The sequence below is a fragment of the Streptomyces vulcanius genome (assembly GCF_042653945.1).
Taxonomy (GTDB): Bacteria; Actinomycetota; Actinomycetes; order Streptomycetales; family Streptomycetaceae; genus Streptomyces; species Streptomyces mangrovi.
In genome coordinates this window covers 395,330-412,956 of the sequence record NZ_JBHSFK010000003.1, presented here as the reverse complement: position 1 = coordinate 412,956, position 17,627 = coordinate 395,330, and the positions used below count along the sequence as shown (strand labels likewise).

At 71.0% G+C, this 17,627-nt stretch carries 19 protein-coding genes; 15 read left to right on the top strand and 4 right to left on the bottom strand.

Annotation, left to right across the window (positions count from 1 at the left end; translation table 11 throughout):
- Positions 1-77 precede the first annotated feature (77 nt).
- The 3 genes from ACFPIH_RS06640 to ACFPIH_RS06630 all read left to right on the top strand — a co-directional run bounded on the left by ACFPIH_RS06640 (position 78) and on the right by ACFPIH_RS06630 (position 2,883).
- Positions 78-716: a hemerythrin domain-containing protein gene (locus ACFPIH_RS06640; RefSeq protein WP_381182185.1), complete on the top strand. Its 639-nt coding sequence runs from the start codon at positions 78-80 to the stop codon at positions 714-716.
- A gap of 216 nt (positions 717-932) precedes the next feature.
- The gene (locus tag ACFPIH_RS06635; RefSeq protein WP_381182183.1) at positions 933-2,042 is read left to right on the top strand and encodes an LLM class flavin-dependent oxidoreductase; all 1,110 of its coding nucleotides are present in this window, start codon (positions 933-935) and stop codon (positions 2,040-2,042) included.
- A gap of 148 nt (positions 2,043-2,190) precedes the next feature.
- Positions 2,191-2,883, top strand: coding sequence for a LuxR C-terminal-related transcriptional regulator (locus ACFPIH_RS06630; protein WP_381182181.1), 693 nt, complete (start codon positions 2,191-2,193; stop codon positions 2,881-2,883).
- A 21-nt stretch (positions 2,884-2,904) separates the two neighbouring features.
- On the opposite strand, the gene ACFPIH_RS06625 is transcribed toward ACFPIH_RS06630, so the two are convergent.
- The 3 genes from ACFPIH_RS06625 to ACFPIH_RS06615 are packed head-to-tail and all read right to left on the bottom strand — an operon-like array spanning position 2,905 to position 5,540.
- Positions 2,905-3,690, bottom strand: coding sequence for an SDR family NAD(P)-dependent oxidoreductase (locus ACFPIH_RS06625; protein WP_381182179.1), 786 nt, complete (start codon positions 3,688-3,690; stop codon positions 2,905-2,907).
- Positions 3,687-4,982 (bottom strand): cation:proton antiporter domain-containing protein, encoded by a 1,296-nt coding sequence (locus ACFPIH_RS06620; protein ID WP_381182177.1) that lies wholly within the window; start codon positions 4,980-4,982, stop codon positions 3,687-3,689. Before ACFPIH_RS06620 ends, ACFPIH_RS06625 begins: the two co-directional genes overlap by 4 nt.
- 3 nt (positions 4,983-4,985) lie before the next feature.
- Positions 4,986-5,540 carry a cupin domain-containing protein gene (locus ACFPIH_RS06615; protein WP_381182175.1) on the bottom strand — a complete coding sequence of 185 codons (555 nt, stop codon included), beginning with the start codon at positions 5,538-5,540 and terminating at the stop codon, positions 4,986-4,988.
- A 236-nt stretch (positions 5,541-5,776) separates the two neighbouring features.
- Here ACFPIH_RS06615 and ACFPIH_RS06610 point away from each other — a divergent pair, with 236 nt between their 5' ends.
- The 5 genes from ACFPIH_RS06610 (at position 5,777) to ACFPIH_RS06590 (ending at position 11,090) form a co-directional block, all read left to right on the top strand.
- Positions 5,777-7,366: an acyl-CoA carboxylase subunit beta gene (locus ACFPIH_RS06610; RefSeq protein WP_381182308.1), complete on the top strand. Its 1,590-nt coding sequence runs from the start codon at positions 5,777-5,779 to the stop codon at positions 7,364-7,366.
- A 31-nt stretch (positions 7,367-7,397) separates the two neighbouring features.
- Entirely contained in the window at positions 7,398-7,817 is a 420-nt protein-coding gene (locus tag ACFPIH_RS06605; protein ID WP_381182173.1) for a cupin domain-containing protein, read from the top strand.
- Positions 7,814-9,097 (top strand): beta-ketoacyl-[acyl-carrier-protein] synthase family protein, encoded by a 1,284-nt coding sequence (locus ACFPIH_RS06600; RefSeq protein WP_381182171.1) that lies wholly within the window; start codon positions 7,814-7,816, stop codon positions 9,095-9,097. Before ACFPIH_RS06605 ends, ACFPIH_RS06600 begins: the two co-directional genes overlap by 4 nt.
- Positions 9,098-9,101: 4 nt before the next feature.
- Positions 9,102-10,322 (top strand): ketosynthase chain-length factor, encoded by a 1,221-nt coding sequence (locus tag ACFPIH_RS06595; RefSeq protein ID WP_381182169.1) that lies wholly within the window; start codon positions 9,102-9,104, stop codon positions 10,320-10,322.
- A gap of 303 nt (positions 10,323-10,625) precedes the next feature.
- Positions 10,626-11,090 carry an SRPBCC family protein gene (locus ACFPIH_RS06590; protein ID WP_381182306.1) on the top strand — a complete coding sequence of 155 codons (465 nt, stop codon included), beginning with the start codon at positions 10,626-10,628 and terminating at the stop codon, positions 11,088-11,090.
- A 67-nt stretch (positions 11,091-11,157) separates the two neighbouring features.
- Here ACFPIH_RS06590 and ACFPIH_RS06585 read toward each other — a convergent pair whose 3' ends face one another.
- Complete coding sequence (locus ACFPIH_RS06585) at positions 11,158-12,675, bottom strand: FAD-binding oxidoreductase (RefSeq protein ID WP_381182167.1); 1,518 nt, start codon at positions 12,673-12,675, stop codon at positions 11,158-11,160.
- Positions 12,676-12,942: 267 nt separating this feature from the next.
- Between ACFPIH_RS06585 and ACFPIH_RS06580 the strand changes: the two genes are divergently transcribed.
- The 7 genes from ACFPIH_RS06580 to ACFPIH_RS06550 are packed head-to-tail and all read left to right on the top strand — an operon-like array spanning position 12,943 to position 17,624.
- Positions 12,943-13,263, top strand: coding sequence for a TcmI family type II polyketide cyclase (locus ACFPIH_RS06580; RefSeq protein WP_381182164.1), 321 nt, complete (start codon positions 12,943-12,945; stop codon positions 13,261-13,263).
- Positions 13,251-13,451, top strand: coding sequence for an acyl-CoA carboxylase subunit epsilon (locus ACFPIH_RS06575; RefSeq protein WP_381182162.1), 201 nt, complete (start codon positions 13,251-13,253; stop codon positions 13,449-13,451). Before ACFPIH_RS06580 ends, ACFPIH_RS06575 begins: the two co-directional genes overlap by 13 nt.
- Positions 13,448-13,786: an antibiotic biosynthesis monooxygenase family protein gene (locus tag ACFPIH_RS06570; RefSeq protein WP_381182160.1), complete on the top strand. Its 339-nt coding sequence runs from the start codon at positions 13,448-13,450 to the stop codon at positions 13,784-13,786. Before ACFPIH_RS06575 ends, ACFPIH_RS06570 begins: the two co-directional genes overlap by 4 nt.
- Entirely contained in the window at positions 13,783-14,118 is a 336-nt protein-coding gene (locus ACFPIH_RS06565) for an antibiotic biosynthesis monooxygenase family protein (RefSeq protein ID WP_381182158.1), read from the top strand. The genes ACFPIH_RS06570 and ACFPIH_RS06565 overlap by 4 nt, the downstream gene beginning before the upstream one ends.
- A gap of 9 nt (positions 14,119-14,127) precedes the next feature.
- Positions 14,128-15,309 carry an FAD-dependent monooxygenase gene (locus ACFPIH_RS06560; protein ID WP_381182156.1) on the top strand — a complete coding sequence of 394 codons (1,182 nt, stop codon included), beginning with the start codon at positions 14,128-14,130 and terminating at the stop codon, positions 15,307-15,309.
- 1 nt (position 15,310) lies between these two features.
- Positions 15,311-15,766 carry a DUF1772 domain-containing protein gene (locus ACFPIH_RS06555; RefSeq protein WP_381182154.1) on the top strand — a complete coding sequence of 152 codons (456 nt, stop codon included), beginning with the start codon at positions 15,311-15,313 and terminating at the stop codon, positions 15,764-15,766.
- A 58-nt stretch (positions 15,767-15,824) separates the two neighbouring features.
- On the top strand, positions 15,825-17,624 hold the full coding sequence (locus ACFPIH_RS06550) for an acetyl/propionyl/methylcrotonyl-CoA carboxylase subunit alpha (RefSeq protein WP_381182152.1): 1,800 nt from the start codon (positions 15,825-15,827) through the stop codon (positions 17,622-17,624).
- The last annotated feature ends 3 nt before the right edge of the window (positions 17,625-17,627 follow it).

Genomic DNA, 17,627 nt, shown 5'->3' with positions numbered 1-17,627 from the left:
ACACTTAGTGAGGTTGCTAACGAATTCGACGGTCGATCCCGCCGATCGTCGGTCGGCCGCCGAGAGGGGAAACGGTTATGGCCAAGGACTATGTCGATCTGACGATCATGCTGGTCAGTCACGACGCCTTCCGGCGTGACATCCGCCGTCTGCAGAAGGCCGCGGCGAGCCGGTCGCTGGACAATCCGCTGGAGCGCAAGCGGGTGCAGACCGGATGGGAGATCTTCAAGACCCAGCTGCTCATCCACCACGAGGGCGAGGACCGCGATCTGTGGCCGCGGATGGCCAAGGGACTCGCGAGCAGCGCCGAACACCTCTCCACGCTGCGTGAGCTGGAGGCCGAGCACGAGCAGATCGACCCGCTGCTCGCCGAGGCCGAGGCCGCGATGGCCGACCCCGACACGCAGTCCGACCGGCTCGCCCGCGCCGTGGCGGCGCTCGCCGACTCGCTCGAGTCCCACCTGGAGCACGAGGAGAAGGAGGGGCTGCCGTACGTCCAGGAGGCGCTGTCGGAGAAGGAGTGGAAGTCCTTCATCGCCGACCAGCGCTCGAACCTGGGCTTCAAGGGGGCGGCGGAATTCTTCCCGTGGGTGCTCGACGAGGCGACGCCCGAGAACGTCGACAAGGTGAACTCCATCATGCCCGCGCCGCTGCGGCTGGTCATGAAGACCATGTGGACACCGGCGTACCAGACCAAGGGGTCCTGGACGAACTGAGGGGCGAACGACCACGAGCGTGGTGGCACACCGCTCTTGAGCCTGGCTTTATCCCACTGTGCGACGGTGTTCGAGTCCTCGGTGGTTCAAGGTCGAAACTCACGGGGCGGGTGTGCGGGACCGGCGACGGATCACTCCGTCGGCCCCGCGCACCCGCCCTGTGGCACGACCGGGCCCCGTGGGTAAACCGGACCCGACGCACGCGGAGGAAGCGGCATGGACAGCGGAATACGCGCGGACAACGGATTCAAGCTGGGACTCTTCGCGGCCAATGCCTCATCAGGACTGGCCATCACCACCATCCCCGAGCGCTGGTCGGGGAGTTGGCCCGACAACGTACGGCTCGCCGTGCTCGCCGACCGGCTCGGCATCGACTTCCTGCTCCCGGTGGGCCGCTGGATCGGCTGGCCCGGCACCACCTTCCACGACAGCGTGCTGGAGACGATCACCTGGGCCGGCGGGCTGCTGGCCGTGACCCGTCGTATCTCGGTCTTCGCCACCGTCCACAGCGCGCTGGTTCCCCCCGTCGTCGCCGCCAAGCAACTGGCGACGCTCGACCAGATCGGCGGCGGCCGGGCCGGGCTCAACATCGTGGCCGGCTGGTACCAGGCGGAGTACGAGGCCTTCGGCCTCGACCTGCCCGGCAGCCCGGACCAGCGCTACGCCCACGCCCAGGAGTGGTGGGACGTGGTCCGCACGCTGTGGAGCAGTGCGGAGCCCTTCGACCACGACGGCGAGTACTTCCCCGGGATGCGCGGGCTGCACACCAGCCCGCGGCCCGCGGCCGGCGGGCTGCCCGTCATCAACGCCGCCGTGTCCGGGCCCGGACGTGAGTTCGCCGCCCGCAACGCGGACTTCCTGCTGACGGCGACCTTCGATCCCCGGCGCGGCTCGACCCTCGTCGAGGACGCGAAGCGCGCGGCCCGGGCGCACGGCGGCCGCGGCGTCGAAGTGCTGTCGAACGCCTTCGTGGTGTGCCGGCCGACGCGGCGCGAGGCCGACGAGTTCCTGCGCCACTACGCGCACGACAACGCCGACTGGCCGGGCGTGGACACCGTGATGAGCGGTCAGGGCATCAACACCCAGTCGTTCACCGAGGAGCAGATCGCCATGTTCCGGCCCCGGTTCGCCGCAGGCCACGGGGGCTTCCCGCTGGTGGGGACGCCGGACGAGGTCGCCGAAGCCATCGGGACGTTCGCCCGCGCCGGAGCGGGCGGCCTCGCGCTGTCCTTCGTGGACTACCTGGGCGAGCTGGAGTACTTCGCCTCGGAGGTCATCCCCCGGCTGGAGAAGGCCGGCATCCGCCGGCCGGCGGGCATGGGCTGACGTTCCGCCTTTTCGTCCCGCACGATCGATCGTTTGTGCCAAAGTTCGAACGGTACAGCTCGACATCCGGGTCCGGCATCCGCCTCGGCTGCACACCCGCGGCCGCATGCCGGTGAGAGGGGGACACCCGTTGTTGGCCGTGGTCGTCATGGGAGCGAACGAGGACAAACGAAGAGCCGTGGAGGACCGATTAGCCGGGATCGACGGCTTCACCCTGATGCCTCACGGCGGCGGGCTCGTGGGAGCCGACGTCGTCGTGGTGGTGACCGACCGGGAAGGGTTCGGCGTGACCCGCCGGATCGCCGCCCGTGCCGTGGTGGCCCAGCCGCCGATGATGCTGGTGGTGGACGAGCCGTTCGAGGAGCTCGTCAGCGTGATGTGGTTCGGCGCCCGCGGAATCATCCTGAGCTCCGCGTCGGACCGTGAGATGGCCGACTGCGCCATGCTGGTGGCCCAGCGGTGCACCGTGGTGTCCGAGCGGGTACTCGAGGACGAACGGCTCGGCAGCGGCGGGCTCGCCTTCGAGTGGACGCTCAGCCATGACTCCAAGGGCGCCCTGGACGCGCTGTCCCGGCGCGAGATGGAAGTCCTCAGCCTGGTCGGAACGGGCCGCACCAACACCGAGATCGCCGAGAAGCTGTGGCTCAGCAGCAACACGGTGCGGTCCCATGTGCAGCGCCTGATGCGGAAGCTGGGCGTGCGCAACCGGCTCTGCCTGATCATCTTCGCCCATGAACTCGGGCTGGTGAACCTGGACGACGTCGTCCTCAGCGGCGACGACACCATGCCGAACGAGCCCTGCTCGTTGGAGACAGGGCTCGTACGGGAGACCGGAAGCTGAGGCAGGCCCGGGGCCACCGGGTCAGACGCGGTACATGCGCCGGACCATGGCCTGGAGCACCGGACGCGGCAGCGCCCCCAGGAAGAACGGCTGCGAGCGGTTCATGGCGCCGGGCGTGACGAACGCCCGGCCCTTGGCGACGGCCCGCAGCGAGGGAGCGACGACCTGCGCGGGCTCCAGCCAGGCCATCTTGGGCAGACCGGCCGTGTCCAGGCCGGCCGCCTCGTGGAACTCGGTGCGGACCAGGCCGGTCCGTACCGTGGTCACATGCACCCCGGCGGCGCGGGCCTCCATGAAGACGCTTTCGCCGAATGCCGTGAGGAAGGCCTTGGAGGCGCCGTAGACGGCCGACTTGGGCATCGGCAGCCCCGACACGATGGAGGAGACGTTGAGGATCCCGCCGTGCCGGCGCTCCCGCATCTGCCCCAGCGCGGCATGGGCGAGCGTGACCGGGGCCAGGACGTTGACCCGGAGCTGATGGGCCTCGCGGTCCAGCGACAACTCGTCGAAGAACCCCGAGGACCCGTAGCCGGCGCAGTTGACGAGCAGGTCGACCGGCCGGTTCCGGTCGCCCGTCCGCTGCGCCGCGACCTGTAGGTCCGCCTCGTTGCCCAGGTCCAGGGCGAGCACGTCGACCGTGACGTCGTAACTCTCACCGAGCCGGGCCGCGAGCTGCTTCAGCCGGGTCTCCCGGCGCGCCACGAGCGTCAGGGCGACGCCCGAGCGGGCCAGTTGCTCGGCGAACTCGGCCCCGAGGCCGCTCGACGCACCGGTGATGAGGGCACTGTTGTACGGATAGGGAGTCACTTGGCTCTGGCCTCCTCGAAGACCGCGTCGTCGATCCGCAGTTCGTCGTCCGCCCGCGCGTAGGCCCGGCGGGGCACGAGGGGGCCGGCCATGGCGGTGGTGATGAGCGCCATCAGCACCATCATGGTGAACATGCGGTTGTCGAGGACGCCCATGCTGACCCCGGCATTGAGGATGATCAGTTCGGTGAGGCCCCGGGTGTTCATCAGCAGGCCGATGACAGAGGACTCGCGCCAGCTCATCCCCGACAGCCGGGCCGCACCGGTCGCCCCCGCCATCTTTCCGAAGCAGGCGATGCCCACGATGGCCAACAGCTCGAGGAGACCGGTGCCACCGAGCGCGGTGACGTCGACCGAGAGCCCGGTGGTGATGAAGAAGATGGGCATGAGCAGCGTGGTGATGTGCTCGAACGGCACGTTCACCTGGGACCTGAGGACCTTCATCGAGCCGCGCGGCATGATCAGCCCGAAGACGAACGCGCCGAAGATCGCGTCGAGGCCGAGCTCGTGCGTGGCGTAGCCGGAGACGAACACCCCGGCCGCGATCACCGGCAGCAGCCGTGGCGAGACGACGTCGTTGCGGGTCAGGCGCTCGACCAGCATCCGCAGCAGGGGGCGTACGACGACGAAGAGCGCCGCCAGGTACAGCAGTGAGCCGCCCACCACGCTCAGCAGATGGCCGGCGTCGGAGGAGACCGCCACCATCGAGACGACCGCGAGCATGCACCAGGCCACGACGTCGTCCATCGCCGCGCTCGCCAGCGCGAGGATGCCCACCCGGGTGTGCTGGAGGCGGTGCTCCTGGATGATCCGGGCGAGCACTGGGAACGCCGTGATGGCCATCGCGGTGCCGACGAACAGGACGAAGGCGGTGCGCCCGACCTCGTGGTCGCCCACCGTGGCGTGGTCGTTGTAGAGCCAGTACGCCAGGGCGACGCCCGTGCCGAAGGGCAGGGCCATGGCCGACAGGGAGATGCTGAAAACGGTGGTGCGCCGGGCCTTTATCTGTCCCAGATCAGCCTCCCAGCCGATCAGGAACATGAAGAGCAGGATGCCCACCTGGGCGATGGAGGAGAGTCCGAGGCGTGTTTCCTGGGGAAACAGATGCGTCGGCAGGTCTCCGGGCAGCAGTCCCAGCAGGCTGGGCCCCAGCATGATCCCCGCCACGATCTCCGCGATCACCGGCGGCTGTCTCAGCCGTCGCAGCACCGGGACGAGCAGGGAGCCCGCGACCAGGATGACCGACACACCGGCCACCGTCTCCGCGAGGACGGTGGCCGTGCTCTGCGCCATGACCTAGGCCCCCGCGCCCGGTCGTCCGCCGGGACCGCCGGGGGCGCCGGGCGGGCCGCCGTGGCCGGGGCGTCCGCCGGGCGGGCCGCCGAGGGGGCCGCCCTTGGGACGGAACCCGACGATGCGGTGGCGGGTGGCGAGGGCCTGCATCCGGTCCCAGTCGGGCGGTCCCTGACCGTCGATGAGCGCGCCGAGTTCCTCGAACCAGGACTCGACACCGCCCGGAGTGGCGATGCACAGCATCTTGCTCGGCTTGTCCCACGTGTTCACGAAGGCGTGGCCGACTCCGCGCGGCCCGTACACCAGGGTCCCGGGAGGAGCCTTGTGCTTCTCGCCGTCGAGCTCGATCTCGTATTCGCCCTCGATGACGTAGAAGGACTCGTCGACGTCCTCGTGAATGTGCAGCGGCGGTCCGCCGCCGGGCGGGGAAGTCACCTCGAAAAAGGAGTACAGGCCGCCGGTCTCCTCGCCACGGAGCAGCCAACGCCCCGTCTCACCGGCCCACTTGATGGGTTTGACGCCGTCGAGTTCAACGACGCGTCCGCGCGTCACCGTCATTTCCAACCCCTTCGATTCGGCTGCGACCGAGTATCGGAGGACCCGATAAAGCGCAGAGAAAGCACGGGTATGGAGCTTCGGCTTTGCGCTGGACTAATCGGAGCTTTTTCCGTTCCTCGCAGACTCCGACGAGCACGGCCGGGCCAACGGCCGGGTGCGAGGAGTTCCGTCAGGCGGAGGGGAGCGTGAGGGGCGTGTCGCAGGCAGACCGGCACGTGCACACCGCTGTAGAGGAGGTGGGTGCGCGAGAGAACGGCACGACGTCCGGGCTGCCGGCCGAGGGGCCGCGCGACCGGACGGCGGAACTGGCCGTCATCAGACAGCGGGCGGTCGACGGCCTCAACGCGGAGGCCGAGGCCCGGCAGCACCGGCTGGGCAAGCTCACGGCCCGCGAGCGCATCGACCGGCTGCTGGACCCGGGAACCTTCCGGGAGCTGGAGATGCTGCGCCGGCATCGCGCGACCGACTTCGGCATCGGCGACCGGCGGCCCTACACCGACGGCGTCATCACCGGCTGGGGCGCCATCGACGGCCGCAAGGTCTTCGTCTACGCCCATGACTTCGGCATCTTCGGCGGCTCCCTCGGCGAGGCCCACGCCGCCAAGATCCACAAGGTGATGGACCTGGCCGAGAGTTCCGGAGTTCCGCTGATCGGCCTCAACGACGGGGCCGGCGCCCGGATCCAGGAAGGCGTCCTGGCCCTCGCGGGCTACGGCGGCATCTTCCGCCGCAACGTCCAGGCGTCCGGCGTGATCCCGCAGATCAGCGTGATGCTGGGACCGTGCGCCGGCGGTGCGGCCTACTCGCCGGCGCTGACCGACTTCGTGCTGATGGTGCGCGAGACGGCGAGCATGTACGTCACAGGACCCGACGTCATCAAGGCGGTGACGGGTGAGGAGATCGACTTCGAGGGCCTGGGCGGCGCCGACGTCCACGCGCGCTCCGGTCAGGCGACGTTCGTCCACGACGACGAGGACGACGCGCTGGGGACGCTGCGCTATCTGCTGTCGTTCCTGCCTGCCAACAACCGGGAGTTCCCGCCGGAGGGGCCCGTCGACGACCCCGTCGACCGGCCGTGCGACGCCCTCCTCGACATCGTCCCGCACTCTCCGAACCAGCCCTACGACGTACGGCAGGTGATCGAGGAGATCGTCGACCACGGCGAGTTCCTCGAACTCCAGCAGGCCTGGGCCGGGAACATCGTCATCGGACTGGCGCGGATCGGCGGGCACGTCGTCGGGCTGGTCGCCAACCAGCCCATGGTGCTGGCCGGTGTGCTGGACATCGAGGCGTCGCAGAAGGCGGCCCGTTTCATCAGGTTCTGCGACTGCTTCAACATCCCGCTGGTGACCCTGGTGGACGTGCCCGGCTTCCTGCCCGGTGTCGACCAGGAGCACCACGCGATCATCCGCAACGGCGCCAAGCTGCTGTACGCGTACTGCGAGGCGACGGTGCCGCGGATCCAGGTGCTCATGCGCAAGGCGTACGGCGGCGCGTACATCGTGATGGACTCCCGGTCCATCGGCACCGACCTGTCCTTCGCCTGGCCCTCCAACGAGGTCGCCGTGATGGGCGCCGAGGCGGCGACCAACGTCATCCACCGCCGCACCATCCTGGCCGCCGAGAACCCGCAGGACACCCGCCGGGTGCTCATCGAGGAGTACCAGCGCACCCTGATGCATCCCTACTACGGGGCCGAGCGCGGCCTGGTGGACGACGTGATCGACCCGCGGGACACCAGGTCGGCCATCCACGCCGGCCTGGAGATGCTCCGCTCCAAGCGCGTCTCCCTTCCCCAGCGCAAGCACGGCAATTCGCCGCTGTGACCCGACCGGACAACACGAGGAGCCACGTTTCATGAACGAGAAGTTCCGCAAGGTCGCCGTCGACGAGGTACCCGTCAACCGGCACCGGGGCGGCACGCTCCGTACGCTGCTGGGGCCCGCCAACGTGGGGGCGACGAGCGGATTCATGGGCCTCGCCCGGCTCGAACCGGGCGAGTTCATCAGTGAGCACTACCACCCCTACTCGGAGGAGTTCGTGCTCCTGCTGTCCGGGCGCATCACCATGCTGCTCGACGGCGAGCCCATCGAACTCGCCTCCCGCGAGGGCCTGTTGGTCCCCATCAACGTCCGGCACCGGCTGGAGAACACCGGTGACGAGGCGGCCGAACTGGTCTACCACCTCGGCCCGCTGGCACCGCGCCCGGACCTCGGGCACGTCGACACCGAGGCCGTGCCCCGCCCGGACCTGGCGCCGGCCGGGGAGCCCCGATGAGCGACTGGGGAGCCCTGGTGACCGGGGTGGGCGTGGTCGCCCCGGGCGGAGTGGGCCGCGAGGCGTACTGGGACCTGCTCACCGCCGGCCGGACCGCGACCCGCGCCATCACCCTCTTCGACGCCACCGGCTTCCAGTCCCGGATAGCGGCCGAGGTCGACTTCGACCCGGCCGCGGCGGGACTGACCGCCGAGGAGGTCGAACGCATGGACCGCTGCGCCCAGTTCGCCGTCGTGGCCGCACGCGAGGCGATGGCCGACGCGGGGCTCGAACCCGGCCGGGTGGCCCCGGAGCGGGTCGGCGTCAGCATCGGCAGCGCGGTCGGCTGCACCACCCGGCTCGAGGACGAGTACGTGGTGGCCAGCGACTCGGGTGCCAACTGGGAGGTCGATCCGAAGCTCACCACCGAGCACCTCTACCGCGCGCTCGTCCCGAGCACCATCGCGGTGGAGGTGGCCTGGACGGCGGCGGCCGAGGGCCCGGCGACCGTGGTGTCCACCGGCTGCACCTCGGGGCTCGACGCGGTGGCCCACGGCGTCCAGCTCATCTCCGAGGGCGCCGCCGACGTGGTGATCGCCGGCGCGACCGACGCGCCGATCTCCCCGATCACGGTGGCCTGCTTCGACGCCATCGGCGCCACCTCGCGCAACAACGGCGACGCGGAGCGGGCGTCCCGGCCGTTCGACAAGGACCGGGACGGCTTCGTGCTCGGCGAGGGCTCCGCCGTACTGGTCCTGGAGAGCAGGGAGCACGCGGCCCGCCGCGGCGCCCACGCCTACGCCGACATCGTCGGGTTCGCCCAGCGCAGCAACGCCTACCACATGACGGGGCTGAAGCCGGACGGGCTGGACATGGCCGAGGCGATCCGGGTCGCCATGGAGCGCGCCGGGATCACGCCCGACATGATCAGTTACATCAACGCCCATGGCTCGGGCACGGCGCAGAACGACCGTCACGAGACGGCGGCCATCAAGAAGTCCCTCGGCGCCGCCGCCCACGGCGTGCCCGTCAGCTCCATCAAGTCGATGATCGGGCACTCGCTCGGGGCGATCGGTGCCCTGGAGGTCGCCGCGTGCGCGCTGGCGATCGAGAACGACATGGTTCCGCCCACCGCCAATCTGCACCATCAGGATCCCGCGCTGGACCTCGACTACGTGCCCTTGACGGCGCGGAGGAACGTCAACGACATCGTGCTGAGTGTGGGCAGCGGGTTCGGCGGCTTCCAGTCCGCGATGCTGCTGGCCCGTCCCGGCCTCGCGACCCTCGCGACCAGGAGGTGAGGCAATGACAGACGACCGTCGCACCGTGTTCAGCGGTGTGTCCGCGATCGCCCCCAACGGCTCCACGACCAAGCAGTTCTGGGACTCGACCCTCAACGGCGTCAGCGGTATCCGCCCGGTGGACACCTTCGACATCAGTGGATACCCGGTGAGTCTGGCCGGGCAGGTCCCCGACTTCACCGCCGGCGACCTGGTCGAGGGGCGCCTGATGGTGCAGACCGACCGGTGGACCCAGCTGGGCCTGGTGGCCGCCGACCGGGCGCTGGAGGACGCGGGCGTCGACCCCGCCGCCCTCGACGAGTACGACATGTCCGTGGTCACGGCGTCGTCGTCGGGCGGCAACGAGTTCGGCCAGCGCGAGATCCAGAAGCTCTGGGGCAAGGGCCCGCGGTTCGTCGGCCCGTACCAGTCCATCGCCTGGTTCTACGCCGCGACCACCGGCCAGATCTCCATCCGGCACGGCATGAAGGGTGCCTGCGGTGTGCTCGTCGGTGAACAGGCCGGCGGCCTGGACGCGCTCGCCCAGGCCCGCCGGTCGCTCAGGGACGACGCCGCGATGGCGGTCACCGGCGGCACCGACGCGCCGCTCGGCCCCTACGCGCTGGCCTGTCACGCGTCCGCGGAGCTGCTGACGACGCGCCGGGATCCGGTGCGTGCCTACCAGCCCTTCGGCGCCGAGGCGGACGGCTATGTCGCCGGCGAGGGCGGGGCCGTGTTCATCGTCGAGCGCGAGGATCTGTGGCGCGCCCGCGACGGCGAACGCGGCTACGGAGAGCTCGCCGGCTACGCGGCCACCTTCGATCCGCGCCCCGGAACGGGACGGGAACCCGGACTGCGCCGGGCGATCACCCTCGCGCTGGCCGACGCCCGGGTGAGCCCGTTCGACGTCGACGTGGTCTTCGCCGACGCTCTCGGGGTGCCGGAGGCCGACCGGGCCGAGGCCGAGGCGATCAGCGCCGTGTTCGGCGCCTACGGGGTGCCGGTCACCGCCCCGAAGTGCCTGGTGGGCCGGCTGCACGCGGGCGGTGCGCCGCTGGACGTGGCGATGGCGCTGCTGTCCATCCGGGACTCGGTCGTGCCCGGCACGCCCGGTCTCGGTGAACTCGCCCCCGGCTGCACCCTCGACATCGTGCGGGAGACCCGCGAGACACCCGTGCGCACGGCGCTCGTACTGGCCCGCGGCTTCGAGGGATTCAACGCCGCCACCGTCATCCGGTCCGTGTAGGACCACCGACCGCCCAGGACAACCGAACCCACTGGAGGCACCGCTGTGAGTGGCACCGCGATCACCCTTGACGAGTACATCGAGCTGATCAACCGCGCCTCGGGCGCGGGGATCACCGCGGATCAGCTCTTCGACCCCTCGGTGACCTTCGGCTCGCTGGCCGTCGACTCCCTCGGCGTCCTCGGTGTCGTGTCCGAGCTGGAGCTGAAGCTCGGTCTCGACCCGGACAGCGGGTCGGAGTCCAGCGCGACCCCCGGCGAACTGCTGTTCGCCACGTACGCGCGCCTCGTCCAGGCCGGCCGGCTGACGGCCGGCCGTACCGAGCAGGCCATCGTCATCGACGCCCCGCTCGACGAGGTGTGGGACCAGACGAACGACGTCGCCGCCTGGCCGGACCTGTTCAGCGAGTACGCGAAGGCCGAGGTGCTCGCCGCCACCGGTGACACGGTGACCTTCCGGCTCACCATGCACCCCGACGCGGGCGGCAAGGTGTGGAGCTGGGTCTCGGAACGGACCCTGGACCGGGCGGCCGGGGTCGTGCGCGCGCACCGGGTCGAGACCGGCCCCTTCGAGTTCATGAACATCGTCTGGACGTACCGCGAGGTGGCGGGCGGCGTCGAGCTGCGCTGGCAGCAGGAGTTCTCGATGAAGCCCGCGGCGCCCGTGGACACGGCCTGGATGACGGCGAACATCAGCACCAACTCCACGATGCAGCTCGCCCTGATCCGCAGCCGCGTCGAGGAGCGCGCCCGGATCAAGGCGGCCTGAACCGCACGGCGAAGCGGCCTCCCCACGGTTCGGGGAGGCCGCTTCGTCGTGGTGTGTGCGGAGCCGCTCAGCCGATGCTCTGGGCGAAGCTGAACACGCGGTGCGGGTCGTACTTCTTCTTGACGGCGACGAGGCGGGGGTAGTTCTCCGCGTAGTAGGCGGAGCGCCAGTCCGTCAGCCGGGGGTCGATGAAGTTCTGGTACGTCTCGCCGTTGGAGTGCGGATCCAGGACGGCGAACCCGCTGTCCGTCCACTGCCGGGCGGCGGCCCGCGCGGCGGAGTCCGCGGTGCCGGCGGCGATGATGCCGAGGAAGCTGGTGCTGAACAGGGCGTCCCGGTGCACATACGCGGTGTCGGTGCGGCCCGGGTCGTTGGCCGCCCCGCCCAGCGCCCCCACCTGGATCATGTGCTGCTGGCCGGCCACCCGGACCTGGTCGAGCAGGGCGACCGCGCCGTCCCACATCGTGCGCGAGGGCGGCCCGGAGAAGAGCCGGCTGCGCTCCACGGCGAACGCGGCGCGGGGCAGCACTCCGGCCGGGTTGGGGCCGTCCACCCGGTGGCACTCGTCCTGCGAGGAGTCGCCGCAGCCGTACAGGCTCATCATCACGGCCAGGTACGGCGCGGTGAAGCTGTTCTGCGCGGTGGGCGTCCTCCCGACCAGGGAGACGAGGCGGGCGGTCTCGGCGGCCAGTTCCTCCGTCGTCCCCACCGAGCTCAACAGGACGGACACGGCGGGGGTGTTGCCGGGCGCCGCGTCCGGCAGGGTCACCACGGCGGCGCCGCCCAGCGTCCGGGGCGCGTCGACGAGCCAGCGGGCCCAGCCGTCCAGTACGTCGACGGCGTCGTCGTAACTCCACGCGAGGGTGCCCAGGGTGAGCTCGGTGATGTGCGTCGGCGTGATGTCGTACGAGGTGACGATGCCGAAGTTGCCGCCGCCACCGCCGCGGATCGCCCAGTACAGGTCGGGGTGCTCGTCCGCCGAGGCGCGGACGGTGCGGCCGTCGGCCAGGACCACCTGGGCGCCCGTCACCGTGTCGCTGGAGATGCCGGCATGGCGGGTGAGCAGTCCGATGCCGCCGCCCTGGAGGAAGCCGCCCAGCGCGACCGTGGGGCAGAAGCCGCCGGAGACGGCGAGGCCGTGCGGAGCGAGTCCGTTGGTCACGTCGACCAGTTGGGTGCCGGCTCCCACGGTCACGCCGTCGGCGCCGACGGACACCGCGTTGAGCCGCGAGACGTCGATGACCAGGCCCGTTGTCGTGGAGTAGCCGGCGGCGCTGTGCCCCCCGCTGCGCGGTGCGACGGGAATGCCGTGGTGCTGGGCGAAGGCCAGGCACAGGGCGACGTCGGCGGGCCCTGCGCAGTAGGCGACGGCCTGCGGGTCGATGTCGTCGAACTCGGCCGTGCTGAGCTGTTTCGCGGTCGTGTACGCGCTGTCGGAGGGAAGGACGAGACTTCCCCGAAGCCGGCTGCCGAGGCGGGACCACTGGGTGCCGGAGGCGGCCTGGGACGGAGTCGCGTACGAGGTCAGGGGCAGCGCCAGGGCGCCTGCGCCCACCCCTCCGAGGAGCGACCTGCGGGAGATCATGCGAATGCCTTTCCTGTGTCATGGGCGTCACTCGTGCCGACGCTTGGTCAGGTGCGCGCACAGGGGTGGGCTACCTCCGGCGGGGGATGACGGCGGTAGCCCGGGAGACCACCGTACCCCAAAACTAGATAGTCAGCATGCTAATCAAATTGACGGGCGGCAGAGGTCGCCAGGCCATTTGCGTGGCCCTCATGGCGGCTTTATCCCCCGTGTCCACGATGTTGGGGCGGCGGTCGTGGACCGTCCGGCAGCACGGAAGGAGTGCTTATGCAGTACACGCTCATCGTCGCCCGCATGGCCCCCGAGGACAGCGAGCGCGTCGCCGGTGTCTGGGCCGAGTCGGACGCCACCGAACTCCCGCACCTGGTGGGCGTCAAGCACCGGCGGCTGTTCCAGTTCCACGGGCTCTACTTCCAGTTGATCGGCACCGAGGAGCCGATCGCCGGCCGCATCGAGGACGTACGCGGCCACCCGCTCTTCCAGGACGTCAACGAGAAGCTCAAGCCGCACATCGGTGCCTACGACCCGCTGACCTGGCGAGGCCCGAGCGACGCCATGGCGAAGGAGTTCTACACATGGAACGCCTGACCGACACCCCCGACGTGATCCGCGTCGTGCGCGGCGCGCCCGACCCGCACGAGACGGCGGCGCTGATGACCGCGCTCGTCGCCGCGCTGGGCAGCTCCGCGAACGGCACGGAGCGGGCGCTCCCGCCGACCCGCCCGACCTGGCGGCCGTTCGCCGGGCACAGCAGCGGCGGCTGGGGGCGGCCGTGATCCGGACCGTTCTGGAGATGGTGGTCCGCGACGGCTGCCAACAGGACTTCGAACGCGTCTGGCAGTCCGCCGCCACGGTAGCGAGCCGCTACCCCGGCGCCGGCCTCCAGACGATGCTGCGCGACCCCGAGGCCCCGCTGCGCTACACCATCACGGCGGACTGGGACACCCGCGAACACCTGGCGGTCTACCAGCAGAGCCCGGACCGGCAGGCGCTCTCGGCCGTGCTGGACCATCTCCGCGAGTCGGCGACCAAGAGCCTGCACGAGGTCGTCGCCCATGTGCCCGCCCCGGCCAAGGAAGCACCGACCAAGGAAGGCACGGCCTACGTATGAGCATCCGCGTCGTCATCACCGCGACCATCAGGCCCGAGGACCGGGACGCCTTCGAGAAGGCGTACCTGGAGGTCACCGAGAACGTCCGCGGCACCCCGGGCCACATCCGTGACGCCCTGCTGCGCGACACCTCCGACACCACCCGGTACTCGCTGATCGCCGAGTGGGAGTCCGAGGAGGTCTTCCGCGCCTGGGCCGACGATCCCGAGCACATGCGGCAGTCGGCCGCGATGTACCCGTACTGGGCCGACAGCTTCCGACGCGGCATCTACGAGGTGCGCGCCACGCTGGAGTCCTATGACACCGACCGCGCCGTCACCGCGGCCGAGTAGGAGACCTAGATGCCCGTCCAGAAGGCAGTGGTGGTCGGCGCCGGCATCGGCGGGCTGACCACGGCGATCGGTCTGCGCAACGCCGGCGTCGACGTCAAGGTGTTCGAGCGCCGGACGGAGCCGAGCAGGCTCCTGACCGGGGGCGGCTTCATGCTGTGGCACAACGCCTTCGTCGCCCTGCGCAGGCTCTCCCTCGACGACCGTGTCGCCAAGGTGAGTTCGGAGATCCTCTTCCACGAGTTCCGCTCGGACCGCGGGCGCACCCTGGCCCGCTGGGCCATCGCCCCCGAGGCCGAGCGCATCGGCGCCCCGGCCGTGGCGCTGCGCCGCTCCGACCTGAACGCCCTGCTGCTCGAAGAGGCCGGTGACACGGTGGTGATGGGCGCCCAGTGCGTCGGCTTCGAACAGGACGCCGACGGCGTGACCGTGCGGTTCGCCGACGGCTCCGAGGAGCGGGCCGACGTGCTGATCGGTGCCGACGGCATGCGGTCCGCCGTGCGCAGCGCCCTGCGCGACGGCCACGACATGGCGCCCCGCTACGCCGGGTACACCGCGTGGCAGGCCATCGCCGAGCTCCCCGGGGAGGACATCGTGCCGAGCGGCACGTTCTTCAACCTGTGGGGGCGCGGCGGCCTGCGGTTCCTGTACTGCCGGCTCAACGAGCGCGAGGTGTACTGGGACGCGATCACCTCCGACGAGGCCAGTGGCGCCTTCGACATGTTCCGCAAGGACAAGCGCCAGGTGATGTGCGAGACCTACGCCGCCTGGCCCGACCCCATTCCGCGGATCCTCGCCGCGACCCGGAACGACGCCATCCTGCCCATCGACATCGCCGACCGTCCGCCGGCCCGGGAGCGGGCCTGGGGACACGGCCGCGTCGTACTGATCGGCGACGCCGCGCACCCCATGACGCTCAACCTCAGCCAGGGGGCCGGGCAGGCCATCGAGGACGGCGTGGTGCTGTCCGGGCTGCTGGCCCGCGAGGCGGACGTCCCGACGGCCGCCGCCGCGTTCGAGAAGGTCCGCCGCGAGCGGGTCGACGCGATGGTGCGCGGCGCCTACCGCATCGGCGAACTCGGCAAGTGGAACGGCTCGTTGGCCTGCGGCGCACGTGACCTGTTCATGCGGGCGTTCTTCGGCACCTTCGCCAAGAAGGGCACCTACCGCCTGATGATGAACTTCGAGTACTGACATGGCCGTCGATGTGCTGGCGGGCCTGCTGCTGCTGCTCACCGGAGCGCTGGCGGGAGTTCTCGTGGCAGTGGAGATAGCGGTGGTGCCGATGCTGGCCGACCTGCCGGGCGAACGGTACGTCCAGGTCCACCGGTTGCTCGATCCCCGGTTCGATCCGCTCATGCCCACGGTCGACAAGATCGGCCTGGGTGTCGGTCTGCTGCTGATCTGGCTGGCACCCGGCGCCCAGGCGAAGGCCGCCTTCGGTGTCGCCGAGGCCGGCCTGATCGGGGTCGCGCTCGTCTCGGAACTGTCGAACGTGCGGATCAACCGCTTCATCGACACCTGGCAGGTGGACCGGTTGCCGCACACCTGGGCCGAGACGAGGGCGCGCTGGGCGCGCTCCAACCGCGGTCGCACCTGGATCGCCCTCGCGGGCTTCGCGGCGGCGATCGTCGGCACGCACCTCGTGTGAGGTGACCACGACGGGGACCCGACGGGAACAGACGGGGAGCAGACGGGGAGTGACGCTCATGGAGAAGGTTCTGATCGCCAACCGGGGCGAGATCGCGGTCCGGGTGGTGCGGGCCTGCCGGGACGCGGGGCTGCGCAGCGTCGCCGTCTACGCGGACCAGGACCGGGAGGCCCCGCACGCCCGGCTGGCGGACGAGGCGTACGCCCTCGGCGCCGACACGGCGGCGGCCTCCTATCTGGACGCCGCCAAACTCCTGGAGGTGGCCGCCAGGTCCGGGGCGGACGCGGTCCACCCGGGGTACGGCTTCCTCTCCGAGGACGCCGGCTTCGCCCGCGCCGTGCTGGACGCGGGCCTGGTCTGGATCGGTCCGCCCCCGGAGGCGATCGAGCGGCTGGGCGACAAGGTGGCCGCCCGGGAGATCGCCCGCCGGGTGTCCGCGCCGCTGGCGCCGGGCACGGAGCACCCGGTGTCCGACGCCGGCGAGGTCGTGGACTTCGCCCGGCGGCACGGGCTGCCGCTGGCGATCAAGGCGGCGAACGGCGGCGGCGGGCGCGGGCTGAAGGTCGCGCGCACCCTCGAGGAGATTCCCGAGCTGCTGGAGTCGGCCCGGCGTGAGGCCCTGGCCGCCTTCGGGCGGGGGGACTGTTTCGTCGAGAAGTACCTCGACCGGGCACGGCACGTCGAGACGCAGTGCCTGGCCGACACGCACGGCAATGTCGTGGTGGTCTCCACCCGGGACTGCACGGTCCAGCGGCGCCACCAGAAGCTGGTGGAGGAGGCACCCGCCCCCTTCCTGACGGCCGCTCAGGAGGAGACGCTCGTGGCGGCGTCGAAGGCCGTCCTCGCCGAGGCGGGCTACACGGGCGCCGGCACCTGCGAGTTCCTGCTCGGCGAGGACGGCACGATCTCGTTCCTGGAGGTCAACACCCGTCTCCAGGTGGAGCACCCGGTCACCGAGGAGGTCACGGGGATCGACCTGGTGCTGGAGCAGTTCCGGATCGCGGCGGGCGAACCGCTGCGGTTCACCGGCCCGGTGGCGGTCCTCGGCCACGCCATGGAGTTCCGCGTCAACGGGGAGGACGTGGGCCGCGGTTTCGTGCCCACGCCGGGAACGGTGACCCGGTGGCGGACCCCGGGCGGACCGGGCGTACGGGTGGACGCCGGGATCGAGGAGGGCGGTGTCGTGGACGGCGCCTTCGACTCGATGCTGGCCAAGCTGGTCGTCAGCGGTGCCGACCGGCAGCAGGTGCTCGCGCGGGCGAGGCGCGCGCTCGCGGAGTTCGAGGTCGAGGGCGTGCCCACGACGCTGGAGCTGTGCCGGGCGCTGCTGGAGGCGCCGGAGTTCACCGCCGTGGACCCGGCCGCCGGCCTCGGGGTGCACACGCGGTGGCTGGAGTCCGGCACGCCGCTGCGGCTGGAGCCGTGGGAACCGCCGGCGGAGGATCCCCTCGCCCCGGCGCCGGCGCTCAGGGCCTACACGATCGAGGTGGGCGGCCGGCGCCTCGAGGTGGCGCTGCCCGAATCGCTCGCGGCGCCGGCGGTACGCGGCCCCGGTGGTCCGGCGCGCCCCGGCGGTGTGCCTGCGCCGCGGCGCCGGGTGAAGGGTGCGGCGGCGCGCGGAGCGGTCGACAGCAGCGTGCTCTCCAGCCCGATGGTCGGCACGGTCGTCAAGGTCGCCGCCGTGGAGGGGCGTGAGGTCGCCGAGGGGGACGTCCTGTTCGTCGTCGAGGCGATGAAGATGGAACAGCCGGTCAAGGCCCATCGCCCCGGTGTGGTCCGCCGGATCGCGGTGGAGACGGGCGCGAGCGTGACCCGCGGCGCCTCCTTGTGCGAGGTCCACGACCCGGACGACAAATGAGGC